Raw genomic sequence first — 16,281 nt, forward strand, 5'->3', positions numbered from 1 at the left:
CAGCGGCGCCACCTCACGCCTGCCGCGCGGGTGCATTCGGTCGATTCCCGGGCGCTGACGCAATAGGCGGCGTCAGGCCTTTTTCAAGTTCCGCGATCGCGGCCGGCAGGGCATGGCGCATGCTCGAACCGAGCGCATGTAGGGTGCGGAACAGGTTGTGCGCACAGCTCTGCTCGCCCACCTGTCCGATGCGCACGATGTTCAGGTCGAACGCGCCCGAGGTCTCGACGCGATGCGCGCACCACATGTGGCCGCGCACCGCGTCGGCCGCCCCCCCTCGGGTATGCGGACGCCGACCACGGAATTCAGGCGCGCCGGTTGCGGCACCAGCAATTCGAGCCCCATCGCCTCGATGCCGCGCTGTAGCGCCCTGGAGCAGATCCGGTGACGCTCGAACCGATGCTCCAGCGTTTCCTCGCAAACCAGGCGCAAGGCTTCATGCAGCGCGAGAATGCCCGAGACGGGCGCCGTGTAGTGATAGGACTTGCGATTCCAGAACCGGTCCGCCAGCAGCGCGTCGAGGCACCAGTGCGCCATCTTGTGCCGGCACGCTTCGATCCGGTCCCAGGCTGCGTCGGAGAAGGCGAGCAGCGATACGCCGGGGATCGACGACAAACCTTTCTGACCACCGGTGATGACGGCGTCCACCTTCCAGCTATCCATCTCGAACGGCATGGTGCTCAGCGTGCACACCGCGTCCACCACCGAGAGGCAGACCACTTCGCCGCCGACGCGCGAGGCCATCTCGGCCATGCGCCGGCTGAAATAGCTGTTGCAGAAGGACAGCACGCGGTCGCCCGGCGCGACCAGGTTTGCGATCGCCATCTCCATCGCGGCCGATCCGGGTCCGGCAACGCCGAGCACGTGGCTAGACCTGGTCACGTAGCGGCCCATCGCTTTGACCTGTTCGATCACCGTGTTCATCGTGTCGCCCAGGTGATTGATCACGACCGAGTGCGCATGCGCCACCTTGTGCGGAATCGGTACGGGTCCCGCCCCCATCATGAGCAGGAGCTTCTGCCGAAGGATGATATCCAGCGAGGTGACGTTCGGCGGCTGCAGATGTTCTATAGGTGCGTAGGGGTCCGGATGGGCGGTCGGTGGTTGAAGGTTAGCGGAGCACGACATCGTTGTTGCAATCCTCTCCAATCCACGTGCCGTTGACCCTCGCCCCGCTGCGCACCTTGCGGGCGTTTTCGAGCGCCTCGGCATACGAATCGCCGTAGACCATGAAGGTGGCGACGTGGTCGCCCTGGTAATTCGTCGACGCGAGCACCGATCCGGCGTCTTTGAGCAAGCGGGAATTGAGGACCAGGCCGCGATCCAAGTCGATACCCTCCAATACCGCCGTACCCGGGGGCGCCAGCAGCTGCTGCATGCAGGCATAACCCTTGCAGATGAAATCGACCCGCGCCGGTTCGCGGCCGCAGGCGACATCGACCAGCAACTCGTCAACCGCCGCGCCGAACGCATGGTTCATCATCAGCAGGATGTCCGAGCCGCCGAAACGCACGTTCAACTCGACGAGCTCCACCACGCCTTCCCTGGACACCATCAGTTCGGCATGGGTCATACCGTGCACCAGCCCCAGGGCCGCGTGGATCGCGCCGATCTTGCTCTCGATGTCGGCGCGCAGCGGGTGGTCATATGGGAAGGTGGCGCCCATCTCCACGCTCGGGTCGCGCGCCAGCACGGTACGTGAGGTGAGCCCGAGGGCGCGGTAGCGCCCATCCTGGACCCAGCCTTCCAGCGACATCAGCTCGCCTTTAGCCTCCTCTTCCAGAAACAGGTCGCCACCGCGCCGCAAATGCTGGCGCAGGATGGGCCGGCAGCTCAGGGCTTCTTCGTCCCATTCGCGCAGCCCCCTGGCCACGTCCTCGAGGCCGGCGCATTTGGTCACGTGTACGCTGCCCCCGCCGGTTATCGGTTTGAGATAGGCGGTCCTGTCCTCGAACGGCCAGGTCGCGCCGGCCGTGACCTCCCGTGGATTGGCGTCGCCAAGGCGCGACAGGCCGGTCTCGCGCAGCCGCCGGCGTACCCAGCGCTTGTCGAGCAGCCTCTCGATCGCCGCGCGTCCATGCGACGGCAGGCCCAGCTGCTCGCGCAGGGTAGCCTCCACCAGCAGGACGGTCTCGACCGCCGCATAGGTACCGCTCACGGCGCGCCCGTCGAGGTGGCTATGGATGCTCTGCAGCGCCGCTTCCTCGTCGAGCCAGGAACCGATCCGGTGGAATTCGCCGATCGCGTCGAAGCCCTTGGTGTAGCCGCCGCCGACGGCAAGCGGCGCCGCGTGGAAGACCACCACGTGCAAGCCGCGCGCGGCGGCGGTTTCGATCACCTTGTACACATGGTTGACCGGTTCGAGAACGACAAAACACGTCTGCATGATTGAATTACTCCTTATATTGATGCTGCTTCGCTGTCAGCGCCGACACCGTGGCGACCCTATCCGTTCAGGCTGAAAAGGCGACAGAACGGCGGCAGGTTCAGGCGGCGGGCGACCTTCTCGCGCTCCTTGTCGACGCGCAGCCTGACTTCGTGCTCGAGGTCGGCCTCATCGTCCGCGGCCGGCGTTGGCGGCGCTTGCGGCGCCTGCGCCTGGGCCTGCGACGCGGCCGGCGGCGCCGCGTGCGCGCCGCCGCTGGACAGGAACACCACCTCCGCCGATTGGCCAATGTGGACGTTGGCCGCCTGGACCGGATCGTCGATGCGGATCAGGATCGGAATCCGCTGGGCTACCTTGATCCAGGTGGAGTCGGCCGTGTTCCTTTGCACCGCCGAAAAAGTGGCCGCCGTGGCGGGCACTATCGCTTCGACGTGCCCCCGCACGACCTGGTCCTTACCCATGCCGTCGATACGGATGCTGACCGGCTGCCCGATCCAGACCCGGTTGATCTGCGACTCGATCAGGTTGGCCTGGACGCGCATCGTTTCGACTGGGATCACGGTCGCAAGCAGCGCGCCCGAGTCGACCCATTGGCCGGGCAGGACGTGAACCTCCTGGGTGAAGACCTCGTGGTTAACCTTGATCTTGCTGTGATGCTGGTCGATCAACGCTTGCCTGAGCTGGACGATAGCCTGTGTCATCCCGGCCGATCCGGGCACCGTTCGGTTGACATCCATCGCAAGCCGTTTCTGTTCCAGCCTTTCCATCTCGCTCGAGATGCGCGCCTTTTCTTCCTCGTAACGTTGTTCGTCGACCTGGCGCTTCGAGACGAAACCGCGCTCGAACAGCTTCTGTAGGTTGTCGGCTTTGTCCTTCGCCAGGTTAATCGTCAAGTCGGTCAGCTTGACCTTCTCCACCTGGCTGCCCAGCTGCATGCAGACTTGTCCGGCTTCCGAGAATGCGGCGCGCACGGCGTCTTCCGCCGAGGTTACCTTGGCGGCCGCCGTCTGGTGATTGATCAAGAACGCAGTCTCGCCACTGCGGGTGACGCTGAACCTCGCAAGGTTGACCGCCTCTACCTTGCCGGCGACCGGCGAGGTTAGATGGATCACCCGGCCGTCGACGAAGGCGTTGTCCAACTTGAGATCGTTCGACGCCCCGAGCAACGCATATCCAACGATCGCCAGTAGTGCGCCGAATATAAGTACTAACAACAGGCTTTTCCTACGAATCCTCATCTACCCATCCTGATAAAACGATTTGCCTACGAAATGATCTTAAGTGCCAGCGGAACGCCGTCACTGCGCGAGCCTACCCGTGCGCGACACGACCAGGTGCCATACGTTGCGCCGCAGCAGGAGGAGCAGGAGCAGGCATTGGACCGCGATGGCGATCCAGTAGATGACATGCAGCGCGACGGTCGCGCTCAAGGTCGCCAGGACCCCGTGCAACTGGCGCGCCATGCCAAGGTCGTACGCGCCATCGTGCCGCACGCCGAAACCATCGGCCAGCGCCAGGGCGCCGACCAGCAGTGCCAGGCGCCCGAGTCCTTCCGAACCGAACGGCACTAGGATATTGGCGCACATCGTCCGCACAAACATACCGAGGGAGTTCGCCGCCAGCACCCGGTTGGCCTCCAGTTCCGACACCGACAGATAACCCAGCGGCGAACACAAGGCCACGCCGAACCCGGCCACGATGCGCGGCAACGCCAGGTCCGATAGCGACACTTCGGTAGTCAGGCGTGTCACCAGGAAGAACGACGTGATCTGGCACGCCATGCCGGCCGTGACAATCAGCGGCAGCCACCGCTTGTTCTTGATGCAGCCGATCAGCGCCGTCAAGCCACCGGCGATCAGGCTGCCGGCGGCCAGCACCTTGGCAACGTCTAACACGCCGAGTTGGAGGACCACTTGCAACCACATCGTGTAGACCACGGAAGTGCACAGCGTGATCGCACTCAGTATGGAAGCGCTGAGCATGTAGCTGAGGTAAGCGCTGTTACGCAACAGCTGCCAATCGAACAGTGTGGACTTGGTGCGCCGTTGGCGCAGCCAGCTCTGCGCGAGCAGGACGATCGTGCCGCCGGCCCATGGCAGCGGCGCCCAGGGTGCCCGGTACTCGGTGGTCAGAATCTCGCGTAGCACCATTTCCATGCATAGCATCGCGCCGCCGAAGCAGCATAGCGAGACCAGGCTCGGGGCCTTTTCCGGATTTGAGGGTGTCAGCGCGAATTCATCGTGGATCACCATCGCCGCGCCGACCAGGATCGGCACCTGCCCTAGGAACAACCAATGCCAGTCTAAAAAACTGATCACGAAGGCGCCTATGAACGGCCCGAACACTGGCGAGATAGTGATGGCGCTGGTCCACAGGGCGAGCGCGTATGCGCGCCGTTCCGGTCCGGCATAGTTCATCATCAGCTTTTGCATCAGTAGGGCTACACCGCCGGATGTCACGCCTTGCAACAGGCGTGACAACACCAGCAGCGCGAACGAATCCGCCACGCCGCACAACGCGATCGACAGGATCGACAGGCCCAGTACCAGCGTCAGCGTCGTCGCTGCGCCGAGCCAATCGACTACACGCGGCACGAACGGGATGGCGGTGGCCATGCCGACCCCGAAGGCAGTGATCATCCAGTAGCCGTCGTACGCGTCGATCATCAGATTGTTGGTGACCGACAGCAGCGCCACATTGGCAATGGAAGTGTCCATCACGTGCACCAGCAAGATGAGATAGGCGGCTAATAAACGCATGCGGCCAATCCAGGCATTCGACCGGGGCCGCGTTCGAACATGTTCCGGTCGAATGCGTCCGGAAACGGCAGGTGCAGGCGCGCCATGATGAGCTGCCAGCGCGCCAGGTAATGTGCATCCACGTCCGCCTCCAGCCTGGCAGGCGTGCGCACCATCGCCAAGGCGTGGATCGGCTCGCCGCGCCGTCCATCCGGATCGGCGGCGTCGAATGGATAAACGACCATCCGCACTGACCCATACTCCGACAGGGCGGCGTACAGCTTGTCGAGATCGGCGGCGCGGAGTGAAGCGACGGTGCCGTAGGCGCAAGCTCCCGGTTGGGGCGACAGGATGGCCTTGTCCCTGACTACGACCGCGTGTCCGTCCAAGCGTGCCGGCAGCAAGCGCGTGCAATGCACGCCTTTCTGCGCGAGCACGCCGGCATCCATGTTCAATCCATAGAATAAGACCTGCGTCGCAGGCTGCGCGCCATCCCCGGCGGTGTCGGCGCTAGCCATAGCGCACTTCCTTCGCGCTCTGTAGGACTCCCGCCGCCGCCAGATCGGCGTCGATCGCTGTGGCCAGCGCCGCCACGCCCGGCGCTTTCAGGATCGAGTAGTGGTCGCCCTCCAGCAGGGTTGCCGCCGCTACACCGTACAGCGCCGACAGGCAGCTGCGGGAAGCGTCGAATTCCGGGCGCCGCGTCGAAGCGGTCGCATAGTACAAATGGACGTGGGGAATGCCGACCTCAGGCATGAACGTGCACAGTGCCCAGAAGTTGGCCAAGTAGAGTTGCCGGAAAAAGTCATTGTCGGCATCACCCAACCGCCCCGGGATCTGTTCGACGTCGCCGATCACGACCTTTTCCGCGAGCGCCACCACGTCGACCGGCAGTTCCGGCAGGCTTTCGCGCACGCCGCGTTTAGCCCAGGCCTCCAGTCGCATCGGGCGCAGCCGGTCGATTTCTGCCAGCGGCAGCACGGAATCGACCAGCCCCACGTAGCGAACCCGCTTGCCCCGCGCCTGCAAGCGCTCGGCGATGCCGAGGGCGACGATGCCGCCGAAGGACCAGCCGCACAGCAGATAGTCCCCATGCGTCTGAACGCGCAGGATCTGTTCGAGGTAAAGCTCGGCCAGGTCCGGGATCGACAGAAATCTTGGCGCATCCGCGCCGGCAATCTCCGACCGCTGCAGGCCGTAGACCGGTCCGGCGTGCTCCAGTGCCTGGACGAGGTCACGGTAGCCCAGCAAGTGGCCGCCGATTGGGTGAATCAGGAAAAGCGGCGTGCCGCCGTCCGCCGCGCGCAAGCGGACGATGCCGCCAGCGCCCGGCCTCGGCCAAGGTCCCGTGCCATCCTCCGCCAGCGCCGCGGCCAGCGAGGCGACGGTGGGTGCGCCGAAGAAGGACGAGATCGGGACCTGCCGGCCGAGCCGCGCCGCAATCATATTCACCAGTTTGACCACCAGCAGCGAATGCCCCCCGAGTTCGAAGAAATTGTCGTGGATGCCCACTTGCTTCAACTGCAGGATGTCCCGCCACGCTTCGGCTAAGGCGTGCTCCATGGACGTGGATGGGGCCGCGTAGGCAGACTCGGACCGACCCCAGGTGTCAGGCTGAGGCATGGCGTTGCGGTCAATCTTTCCGTTGGGCGTCAATGGCAGGGTTTCCAGCACGACCAGGGCGGACGGCACCATGTAGTCGGGCAAAGCCTGCTTCATGTGGCGCTGCAGTTCCTGGGTTGTCACTGCGCCGGCGCAGGCGACATAAGCGACGATCCGCTTGTCGCCGCGCGGGTCCTCCCGCACCAGCGCGCACACCTGCTGGACCCGCGCGTGGCGTTCCAGGACGGCTTCGACTTCGCCCAGCTCGACGCGGAATCCGCGCAGCTTTACCTGGTGGTCGATACGTCCGATGTAGTCTAGGTTTCCGTCCGGCAGGTAGCGGACTAGGTCGCCGGTCCGGTACAACCGGTCGCCGGGCGCGAATGGACTCGGGATGAAGCGTTGGGCCGTCAATTCGGGCTTGCCCAAGTATCCGCGCGCCAGGCCGGCCCCGCCGATGTACAGCTCGCCGATTGCGCCAACCGGCAATGGCTGCAGGTGCGCATCTAGCACATACACGCGGGTGTTCGAGATCGGCCGGCCGATCAGGGCGCGTTCCGCGTACGGCGGCACCAGGGCGAAGGTTGAATACGTGGTGTCTTCCGACGGACCGTACAGGTTGTAGACCTTACGCACCGCGGTGCGTGTATGGATGTCGGTGACGAGCTGCGGCGACAGCGGCTCGCCGGCCACGTTGACGACCTTGACCGAGGGCGGTATAGCGCCGCTGCGCAGCAATTCCGCCAGCGCCGACGGCACCGTATTGAGCATGGTGGCGCGCGCCGCTTCCGGCGGCAGGTCGATCGGGTTGTTCGCGAGCAGGACGCTGCCGCCGCGGCACAGCGGCCCGAACAGTTCGAAAACAGACAGGTCGAAACACATCGACGTGGCGGCCACCACGCAAGCCATCTCGTCGGGCTGGAAAGCGTCGATCGCCCAGCTCAGGAAGGCGACCGCCCCACGATGCGTCAGATCGATCCCCTTGGGCCGCCCGGTCGAGCCGGAGGTATAGATGATATAGGCACGGTCTTCGGGCGTGGCGCCGCCCGCCGGCGCGCTCGCCGGCTGGCTCGCGATGGCGGCGGCCTGGGCGTCGAGGCACAGAACGCGCAAGCTGTCAGGTAGCTTGTCCCGCAGCGCCGTGTGCGTCACCACCAGGGCGGCGCCGGCGTCGTCCAGCATGTAGCGCAGGCGCTCGCCCGGGTAGTTGGGGTCGAGCGGCAGGTAGGCTGCGCCCGCTTTCATGATGGCCAGCATGGCGATCAGCATGTCCGGCGTGCGCTCGATGCAGACCCCGACGATGCTCCCGCGGGCGACGCCCTGGCCCTCAAGGTGCCGCGCCAACCGGTTGGCGCTCGCCTCCAGCACCGCGTAGTCGAGCTCCTGCTCAGCGTGAATCAGGGCGACCCTATCCGGCGTGCGCGCCGCCTGCGCGCCGATCAGGTCATGGATGCAGCAGGCCGGATACGGTGTCGAGGTATCGTTCCAGCGCTCCAGCTGCAATGCGATCTCGTCCGGCGTCATAACCTGCAGCCGGCTCACGGCGCAGTCGGGCTGCGCGACGATACTCTTCAACAATTCCTGGAAATTCGAGACCAGCCTCTCAATCGTCACTCGGTCGTACAGGTCGGTTGCATACTCGGCATACGCCTGCAATCCGCCGTCCGCCTCGCGCAGGAAGAAGGTCAGGCCGAACTTCGACGTGTGAGTGCAGATGCGCTGCTCCCGCAACGTCAGGCCGTGCAGCGTCAGCGTTGCCTGCGGCATATTCTCGAGGACCAGCGCCACTTGGAAGAGCGGCTGGCGCGCCATGGTACGCTGGCATTTCGCAACCTCGACAAGGCGATCGAAGGGCACTTCCTGGTGCGCGTAGGCCGCTAGCGCCGTCTCGGCAACGTCGCGCAGGAATGCGCGGAACGGTTGGTCCGGAGACACCCGTGCCCGTAGCGGCAGCATGTTGACGAACAGGCCTATCAGGTCTTCGGTCTGGCGGTGCGTACGGCCGGCGACCGGGGAACCGACCACCAGGTCGGTTTGCCCCGACCACCGGTGCAGCAACACGTTGAGCGCCGCCATGAGCCCGGCGAACAATGTCGTGCCCTCGCTCTGGACGAGCGCGCGCAAGCTGCGGCAGGTCTGCTCCGAAACCGCGAACCCGACCTCGTCGCCCCGATGGCTGGCGAGCGCTGGACGCGGATGGTCGAGCGGCAGCTCCGTCGCCTCCGGGCACCCGGCGAGTTGCCGCTCCCAGTAGGCCATGTGCTCGCGCAGAAAATCCTCGCTCAGGCGCTTGCGCTGCCACACCGCATAATCGCGGTACTGGATCGGCAATGGCGCCAGCGGGGACCGTTCCCCCGCGACGAACGCTTGGTACAGGACGACGAGTTCCCTTACCAGCACGGCAATCGACCAGCCGTCCGAGATCGCATGGTGCATCGAGATGAGCAGGATATGCTGGTTCTCGTGCAACGCGAACAGCCACAGGCGCAGCAGCGCGCCGCCATCGATCCGGAACGGTTCGCCAGCCTTTGCCGCCGCCAGGCGTCGCGCGTGGGCCGCGCGCTCGCCGGGCGCGATGTGCGACAGGTCGACACGCTCAAGTGCGACGGATGCGGTGGCGTCCACGACCTGGCGCATCTCGCCGCCTTGCAGTACGAAGCGCGTGCGCAACACGTCGTGGCGCTGCGCGATGGCCTGGAAGCTCCTTTCCAGGGCATCAACGTCCAGGCAGCCATTCAGGTACACGCTCCCCGCCATGTTATACGCGGCGCCCAGGTCCACCGTCTGTTCGACCAGCCACAGGCGTTCTTGGGCAAGGCTCAACGGCGTCCCCAACGCTGCCGTCGCCAGCGCACCGTCGCCAACCTGCGCCATGAGGTGCGCGATCGCTTCCGCCTTGTGGCGGCGAATTAGCTCAATTCGTTCCTTGCTCATCACGCTGGTCGGCGCACGGAACCTGAGCTCTCCATTTTCCAGCCAAAACGAAACGCCGTCTGCCGTCAGTTCGTCGAACAACGCCACGATCTCCGTCATATCGCACCCTCCTCGGCGCCAAGGAGCAGCGTCTCCTCGGCGGGCAGGGCGTCGCGCTCGTTGGACAGGCAGCGCGCCACGCCAAGGATCGTCGGGTCCTGGAACAGTTCGCGCACGGAGATCCCGGTGCCGGTTTTTTCTTGCAGGTGCGCAATGATGCGCATCGCGCACAGGGAATCTCCTCCCAGCGCGAAGAAATTCTCCTTGAGCGGGAGATTGCTTCGCTCCAGTATCGCCTCCCAGGTCGCCTTGACCAGCTGGAGGAGATCCGGATCGACGCTGCGGATCTCCTCTTCGCTCAATGGCTGCTCATCCACGCTCGACATCCCGAACAATTCCATCGAAAAGCGCTTTTCGATCGCGCGCCGATTCAGTTTTAGGCTACGCGTGAGCAATCCGTTCGCCACGGAGAACTGGACGTCGGTGAGTACGAATTTCCCGATCTGTTCGGCGTCCCGCAGGCGGCTATTGATCGCCGCGAGCCACGCGCCCAGCGCTTGCTCGACCTGCGGCGTCGCGGCCCTGCGCAGGGAGATCAGCGCCACCAGCTGCTTGTGCTGGTTGCCAACGACAACCGCCTTGCCGACCTCCGCGTGGGCGTTCAACAAGGTCTCGATTCTCTCCGGATGGATCTTGTGCCCTTGCGACGTGATGATAATTTCCTTTTTCCGCCCCAGCAAGTACAGGTAGCCGTCCTGGTCGAACTTGCCGATGTCGCCGGTCGCCATGGGCGCGCCGACCGGGAATAGCTCTGTGCTCCCGTCCGGATGCAGGTAACCGAACGACGCGTACTGGCTACGCTGGACCATTACCTCGCCGCCCTCGCCCAGAGTGATGATCGATCCCTCGACCGGCTTGCCGACGGCGCCCAGGCGCTTTCCGGCCGGTGTATTCGCCGCGATTACGCCCGTCTCCGTCAGGCCATAAGCCTCGTAGAGGTCGATGCCGAGCTCCTCGAAGAAGTCTAGGGCGGCGCGCTTGATCGGCGCCATGCCGGTAATCATGAGCCGCATCCTCCCTCCCAGCGTCGCGTAGATCCGCTGGAACAACAGCTTGCGTACCGGCGTACCGACGAAGCCGGGCAGCGCCTTGGCCACCGTGCGCAGTGCGCCGACCAGCCGGCGCTTGCCGGGCGCCATATCATCGAGCGCGGCCATGAAGCGTTCGTGGATGCTTTCATACAGCAGGGGCGGTGCCAGGCACAGTGTCGGCTTCAGCTTTTCCAACGCAGGGAACAAGGCTTCGGGCGGGGTCAGGGCAATCGAGGTGCCGTGCCAATAGGCCGCATAAGCCAGAAGGCGCTGCTGCTGATGCGTCAGCGGCAGGAACAGCAGCAGGCGATCGTCCTCCAGTGTCCGGAACGAGGGCACGAAATGCTCGACGTCCCATTCGATGCCGCGGCGGTTGATCATGAGGCACTTCGGGGTCCCGGAAACGCCGGACGAGAACGCCAGCGCGCACACGTCATCGACCGGAAACGGGACGCGCCCCGAGCGCGTGCGCCATTCAATCCGTCCGGTGCCAAGCATATCGATCCACGCCGTGTTCGGATGGGCGCGCAATGCGCTTGGCACTCCGTCCCGCGCGAGCACGATCAGAGACAGGTCATAGCTTTCGAACAGCTTGACGCCCTGCTCCTGTACCATGTCGTCCGGGAAGGCGACGACGGTACAGCCGAGTTCCATGAGCGCCAGGTCCCATACCAGCCAGTCGCGGCAATTCGGCGCGACCATTCCGACCCGCCAGCCGGGCTGGACTCCGGCGGCGCGCAGACGCTCAATCAACGCCTCGGCCTTGTCCGCGAAGTCGGGAAATGATATCTGCCGCGCGACTTGGCTCTCGTCGAGGTAGTGGATATGGCGATCGGCAAACGTCTTGAGTCGAGGACGCAGATTCAGAAAGTTCATGAGAGCAAAATGAAAGCAAATTCGGTGTCGAGTTCGATGGTACGGGCGGCGTCGCGGCCGGCTTACTGGTAATTCCTGTCGAGGTAGATGATTGGCAGGGGCGCCGCCGATGCATAGAACTGTCCCATCTTGTAATGGTCCGCACCGAGTATCAGAGGGTTCTCGAAGCGCTCGCCGATGATCTTGCCCATCGTCGCGTACTCGATGCCCTGGCTGACGACCAGGCTTTCGAAGAAGTCGTCGGAACTGTCGTCGACGTCGAACCAGCGCCGGTACAAGGCCTTGCGCGACTCGGCGATCTCGAGGTACTTCGGATTGCCCCTGATCGGACCGAATTCGAGGGCCTCGAAGCGCTGACGCATGCCGGCGTACTCGCGCTCCCAGCCCATGCGGCCGCCACACAGGTCGGTGAACAGGCCGGTGATCACCGGCGCCGGCGCCGTGGCGGCGATCGACGCGCACGAGCCCCGGTTGCGTTCGACGAATGCCGCGGTGCTCAGCCCGACGCGCTTGGCGTTCTCGGCGTTGAATGCCTCGAAGTCGCCGACGTACATGTGATGCGTGACGTTGGTCAGGCCGAGGTCGGCGAACAGGCGGCGCAACGCGGCCAGGGATTCGAATATCCGTCCGCATGACAGCCCGACGCCAGTGCCAACGCTCTCGAACGTGAACCGGTACTTCCTGGTCTCGCCCTTGGTGGCCGAATAGTCCGGGCAAACCGGCGACACGATCGTGAGCGGCGCGCCGCTCAGGCCCTTGGCGATCCACCGTTCCAGGTTGGCGATGTCGGTGTCCGACAGCGGGCACACGTCCTCCTGCCGGAACACGCACTGGCATTGTTCGATCCCATTGATGTTGATGCCTTCCGAGCCCATCCGGGCCAGGCGCGCGCTGCTGGCGATTTCATTCTTCGGGATCAGTTCCAGAAGATACGAAAGCAGGTTTGGCTTGAAGCCGCGGAAATAGGTCTCGACTTGAATCTGGTTGCCGGTTTCGACCCAGTTGAAATGCGGGTACATGTCCTTGATGAGAAAGTAGTACGGCAAATTGCGGTACTTGATTTCCTCGGTCGCGGCGCCGACTTTCTCCCGGTATCCCTTGTGGATCTTGAAGGCACGATCCCGCAATTCCTCCGGCAGGAGCTCAACGCTATTGAAATCTCCGCTGGCGATCGCTTTCAACATTTGCCGGCTGAGGTCGGTCGGAGGGAGCGAATACGCCTTGATAATGGCCTTGGCTTGTCCTTTACGCATATCTTAGAGTCTCGTTTGGGCTGAAATAATTCGCTGGATACCGCGTATTCGCTATGCGACTCGTTTTCGCTCATCCAGGAGCAAATTGGCGGCCTCGCGATGCTGGCGATCCCACTGATAGATATTGAAGGGATCGTGCTGGCCGCGACACAGGTGATCGCGCAAGATCAGCCAGGATTCCCAGATGCCCCAGGTCTCAGTCATCGGTCCGTATTTCGATGGCAATCCCTCGTTGGCCGAGCGTTCCTGGGCGATCCGCCAGAAGTTCACCCGCGGCGCGCGGTGGTGGAAATCGTGGCTCGGCAAGTCTTGCATGAACGAATAGATCCGGATCGGGATATCGATGAGGAATAGAAGGGCCCACCATTTGACGAGCTTCCATGCATGGTTCAAGCCACGTCCGTTCCCGGGGTGCGGGCGCCCAAGAAAACGCCCCCACGTCAGCGCACCGATAGCGACGAATGGCGAGGTGCCTTCCGGGCAGTCCGGGAACCACAGGTGCTCGGTGGTATGCTGGATCCAAGACGAATGCTGGGTCAGCAAAATCAAGGGAAAGAAGAAGAACAAGGCAAGCTCGGTGCCGACCTGGAAGCGTATCGCCAGCGTGAAGAACACCGCCCAGTACACGGCCCGGAACACGATTTCCTTGCGCTCCGGCTTGATGAAATTCTGCTCGATGCGGAACCAAAAGTGCGCCCACAGGTTCCTGGGCAGCAGCGGCGCATAGACTAGCCTCGTCCAGTAATCCCATTCTGGCATGCCGCGGTAGAAACCATGGGCCGTCATGAATTGCTGATCGGGGTCGCGGTCGGTGCAAAGGTCATGTCGACTGTGATGCGTTTCTGCGTGCAACTGGTGATAATTGCGCCAGGACGTGTGCAGGATCGGGATCGACATGAAAAAGGTTCCGATCCATTTGGCCCGCTTCATGTCAGCCAGCGACGCGCCGTGATTCGTATAGTGGAAAGTGTGCAGAAGCCCGCGCGTCCGATTGACCACGAGGACCCACACGACAATATACACGGGCACCTTGGCCCATAGGCTCAGCTGGGAATGATAGACCGCCGAGCCCACGGTCACCGATGTGATCGTCACTGCCCAGGACCAGGCGATCTGGCACCACAACTGCCATTCCGTCAGCCAAGTCTCGCGCGCCAGCTTGGGATTCCCATCCCACAGGGATTTCCCGGTAACCCATGTCCAGAATGGCTGGAATGGCAGATGGCCGTATGTCTTGCGTACGTCCTTCCGGTAGCCGTAGCGAGACCGTTTGCTGGAAAAATCGATGCCATCCATGTTCATGGTCGTTGAATGAAGAAGCGTTACGAAACGATGCTGTCAGCCTTGCGTGTTCGCGGCGCGTTCCGCTAGGCCGGCAAAGCGGCACTGGTCGCCCGGTCCGCGACGGCGGGCGCGGCGTGCTTGCGGGACGCGACCAGCTGTAGCGCGTTCTTGCGCATCCGGTCGTCGATCCGGAGAATGCACAACACCTGGTCGGAGCGGGTTAGGTGCGTCTGGAAGTGACGATTGACGTCCGCGTCCTTCGATTCCTCCATGCGCGGGAAGAAGTCGGGCGCGACCATCGCCTGCCCTCCTGGCACGACGCCGGTCTCCGTTTGCAGTACGAGCTTCGGACTGATCGCGGTGGCGATGCGTTTGGCGAGCTCGACCATTTCTTCATCCTGCGCCGCGGCCGGCACTATCGGATACACATCGATCGTCGCGCCGCTGGCGAGCGCGTACGACTTGAAGATGCTGTAGACAACCGGGTTGTAGGTTTTCGTGACGATGAGTTCAGGCAGCGCGCCGTCGGCGCAGTGCATGGCCACTTTCTCGAAAAAGTACGCGACGATCCGGTTGAACAGCATGCTGTTGCGGTGCGAGTCGCCGATCATCGCGGTCCACAGGTAGAGGAAGCGGCATTCCGCGCTCCCCAGCCACCGCGCGCCCAGCAGCCCGATCGCCTTACCCGAACCGCTGTCGTAGGCGGTGACCAAGTGGTCATAGTCGACGAAGATGTTCGGCTGCGTCGAGAAATACTGCCTGACATTGAATTCTGGCAGGACCTCGGCCAGATCGGCGGTCACGACCGCCCCCTTCTCGATGCCGAGCGGGCGGGCGCTGTTGTGGTACGCCAGATGGTATTTGCAGAATTGCTTGATGTTGGGTTCAAATTTCGAAATTTCTTGGAACATGACCGTCTACCCCGGGTTACGCCATGGTGGATGCGGAGCTGCCCACGGCGGCTTCACTGAGATAGCGCCGGTTCAGACCGGCGTGGCGGGATACGAAATACACGAGCGAAGTGCGAGTGCCGGCCAGTACGGGCCGCACTTCGTGTGCGAAATCGCAGCGTGTGATCGTGATCGAGCGGAATGTCGGAACGATCACGTTCTGGCTCCCGTCCGGCAGCTGGATGATGAATTCGCCACCGTCGAATGCGCGGCCAAACTGCAGCACGATCGACACCTCGTAGTCGGGGTTGCTGTCCTGATCGACGTGGCGGCCGATGAACGAGCCGGCGTGCATCTTGTTGATCTGCGCGCGACGGACGGACAGCGGCGAAATGCCAAGGAGGTTTTCCATGAACTTGAGACGGCTCGGCGCACAGATAATCTTGAGCATCTTCTTCGAGATCGATTCGTTGACCACCAGCGGCTGCTCGACGTCGGTCATCAGGCGGCCGACTTCGACCTTGTTGGGTTCGCCGGCATCGCCCACGTCCACGGTTTCGTAAGGCAAGCCGCTCAGCAGACCGAAGGTTTCCAGGGCCGCCCATTCTTCATCACTGAAGAATCCGCTCCGGTCGTCGAGAACCACGGCGCCGTTTTGGCAGAGTTCCTGGACGAATTGCTCGATCAGGGATTCGTTTTCCAGCACACCCGCCTTGGTATCGTTACTGCTGTTTTCGTAAGAAATTTCTTGCATGACTTACCTTTCTGACCGTCTGATTACATTCTTAGAAAGACCGTTGGAGTGTTGCCGTGTACGCCTTAACCCGCTCCATCGTTACGGTTCCGGCACGATCGACCGGATCGCCAAGTGCGTCCGATTTGGCGGGCCAGCAATACCGTTCAGACTAGCGTGCGCACCGCGCTTTTAATATTAAATAAGATTCGAATGCCAACAATAATCGCTATCAATCGCGAGAAATGAATCGCGAAAATCCGGTATTTAGGATTACTTGACGTTTAATGAAATCGGCGCCAATCACATTGGCTCCGATATTCGCTGTTGCCAATAAACAGGACTTATCGACGAGCATAGTAAAGGTATTGAGTTTCTTTGACATGTAAGATATTCGACATGGCGTATCGAACTGTAATTTTTCCCCACCATTACAGTTTTTCGCCACCTTTACG

The 16,281-nt window shown here is 62.9% G+C and carries 10 protein-coding genes and 1 pseudogene; all 11 read right to left on the reverse strand.

Annotated elements, in window-relative coordinates; translation table 11 throughout:
* Positions 1 to 13: 13 nt before the first annotated feature.
* The 11 genes and pseudogenes from HH212_RS26540 to HH212_RS26590 all read right to left on the reverse strand — a co-directional run bounded on the left by HH212_RS26540 (position 14) and on the right by HH212_RS26590 (position 15,847).
* A pseudogene (locus HH212_RS26540) lies at positions 14 to 1,128 on the reverse strand (pyridoxal-phosphate-dependent aminotransferase family protein).
* Positions 1,112 to 2,386: an ATP-grasp domain-containing protein gene (locus HH212_RS26545; RefSeq protein ID WP_170205741.1), complete on the reverse strand. Its 1,275-nt coding sequence runs from the start codon at positions 2,384 to 2,386 to the stop codon at positions 1,112 to 1,114. Before HH212_RS26545 ends, HH212_RS26540 begins: the two are co-directional and overlap by 17 nt.
* A gap of 59 nt (positions 2,387 to 2,445) precedes the next feature.
* The gene (locus HH212_RS26550) at positions 2,446 to 3,525 is read right to left on the reverse strand and encodes an HlyD family secretion protein (protein ID WP_170205742.1); all 1,080 of its coding nucleotides are present in this window, start codon (positions 3,523 to 3,525) and stop codon (positions 2,446 to 2,448) included.
* A 159-nt stretch (positions 3,526 to 3,684) separates the two neighbouring features.
* Positions 3,685 to 5,145, reverse strand: a complete 1,461-nt coding sequence (locus HH212_RS26555; protein ID WP_170205743.1) for an MFS transporter — start codon at positions 5,143 to 5,145, stop codon at positions 3,685 to 3,687.
* A complete protein-coding gene (locus HH212_RS26560) occupies positions 5,133 to 5,642 on the reverse strand; it encodes a gamma-glutamylcyclotransferase family protein (protein ID WP_170205744.1) in 510 nt (169 codons plus the stop codon). The genes HH212_RS26555 and HH212_RS26560 overlap by 13 nt, the downstream gene beginning before the upstream one ends.
* On the reverse strand, positions 5,635 to 9,759 hold the full coding sequence (locus HH212_RS26565) for a non-ribosomal peptide synthetase (RefSeq protein ID WP_170205745.1): 4,125 nt from the start codon (positions 9,757 to 9,759) through the stop codon (positions 5,635 to 5,637). The genes HH212_RS26560 and HH212_RS26565 overlap by 8 nt, the downstream gene beginning before the upstream one ends.
* Entirely contained in the window at positions 9,756 to 11,666 is a 1,911-nt protein-coding gene (locus tag HH212_RS26570) for a non-ribosomal peptide synthetase (RefSeq protein WP_170205746.1), read from the reverse strand. The genes HH212_RS26565 and HH212_RS26570 overlap by 4 nt, the downstream gene beginning before the upstream one ends.
* Before the next feature lie 62 nt (positions 11,667 to 11,728).
* A complete protein-coding gene (locus HH212_RS26575; RefSeq protein ID WP_170205747.1) occupies positions 11,729 to 12,919 on the reverse strand; it encodes a hypothetical protein in 1,191 nt (396 codons plus the stop codon).
* Between the two features lie 51 nt (positions 12,920 to 12,970).
* Positions 12,971 to 14,215 carry a hypothetical protein gene (locus HH212_RS26580; RefSeq protein WP_229217794.1) on the reverse strand — a complete coding sequence of 415 codons (1,245 nt, stop codon included), beginning with the start codon at positions 14,213 to 14,215 and terminating at the stop codon, positions 12,971 to 12,973.
* 71 nt (positions 14,216 to 14,286) lie between these two features.
* Entirely contained in the window at positions 14,287 to 15,114 is an 828-nt protein-coding gene (locus HH212_RS26585) for a hypothetical protein (protein ID WP_170205748.1), read from the reverse strand.
* A 16-nt stretch (positions 15,115 to 15,130) separates the two neighbouring features.
* Entirely contained in the window at positions 15,131 to 15,847 is a 717-nt protein-coding gene (locus tag HH212_RS26590; RefSeq protein WP_170205749.1) for a 2OG-Fe(II) oxygenase family protein, read from the reverse strand.
* Positions 15,848 to 16,281 lie beyond the last annotated feature (434 nt).

It is taken from the genome of Massilia forsythiae (assembly GCF_012849555.1).
Classification (GTDB): Bacteria; Pseudomonadota; Gammaproteobacteria; order Burkholderiales; family Burkholderiaceae_D; genus Telluria; species Telluria forsythiae.

Excerpts from the sequence above, each read along its gene's own strand:
- HH212_RS26545 (WP_170205741.1), bottom strand. The coding sequence starts at position 2,386 with ATGCAGACGTGTTTTGTCGTTCTCGAACCGGTCAACCATGTGTACAAG.
- HH212_RS26555 (WP_170205743.1), bottom strand. The coding sequence starts at position 5,145 with ATGCGTTTATTAGCCGCCTATCTCATCTTGCTGGTGCACGTGATGGAC.
- HH212_RS26560 (WP_170205744.1), bottom strand. The coding sequence starts at position 5,642 with ATGGCTAGCGCCGACACCGCCGGGGATGGCGCGCAGCCTGCGACGCAG.
- HH212_RS26565 (WP_170205745.1), bottom strand. The coding sequence starts at position 9,759 with ATGACGGAGATCGTGGCGTTGTTCGACGAACTGACGGCAGACGGCGTT.
- HH212_RS26570 (WP_170205746.1), bottom strand. The coding sequence starts at position 11,666 with ATGAACTTTCTGAATCTGCGTCCTCGACTCAAGACGTTTGCCGATCGC.
- HH212_RS26575 (WP_170205747.1), bottom strand. The coding sequence starts at position 12,919 with ATGCGTAAAGGACAAGCCAAGGCCATTATCAAGGCGTATTCGCTCCCT.
- HH212_RS26580 (WP_229217794.1), bottom strand. The coding sequence starts at position 14,215 with ATGGATGGCATCGATTTTTCCAGCAAACGGTCTCGCTACGGCTACCGG.
- HH212_RS26585 (WP_170205748.1), bottom strand. The coding sequence starts at position 15,114 with ATGTTCCAAGAAATTTCGAAATTTGAACCCAACATCAAGCAATTCTGC.
- HH212_RS26590 (WP_170205749.1), bottom strand. The coding sequence starts at position 15,847 with ATGCAAGAAATTTCTTACGAAAACAGCAGTAACGATACCAAGGCGGGT.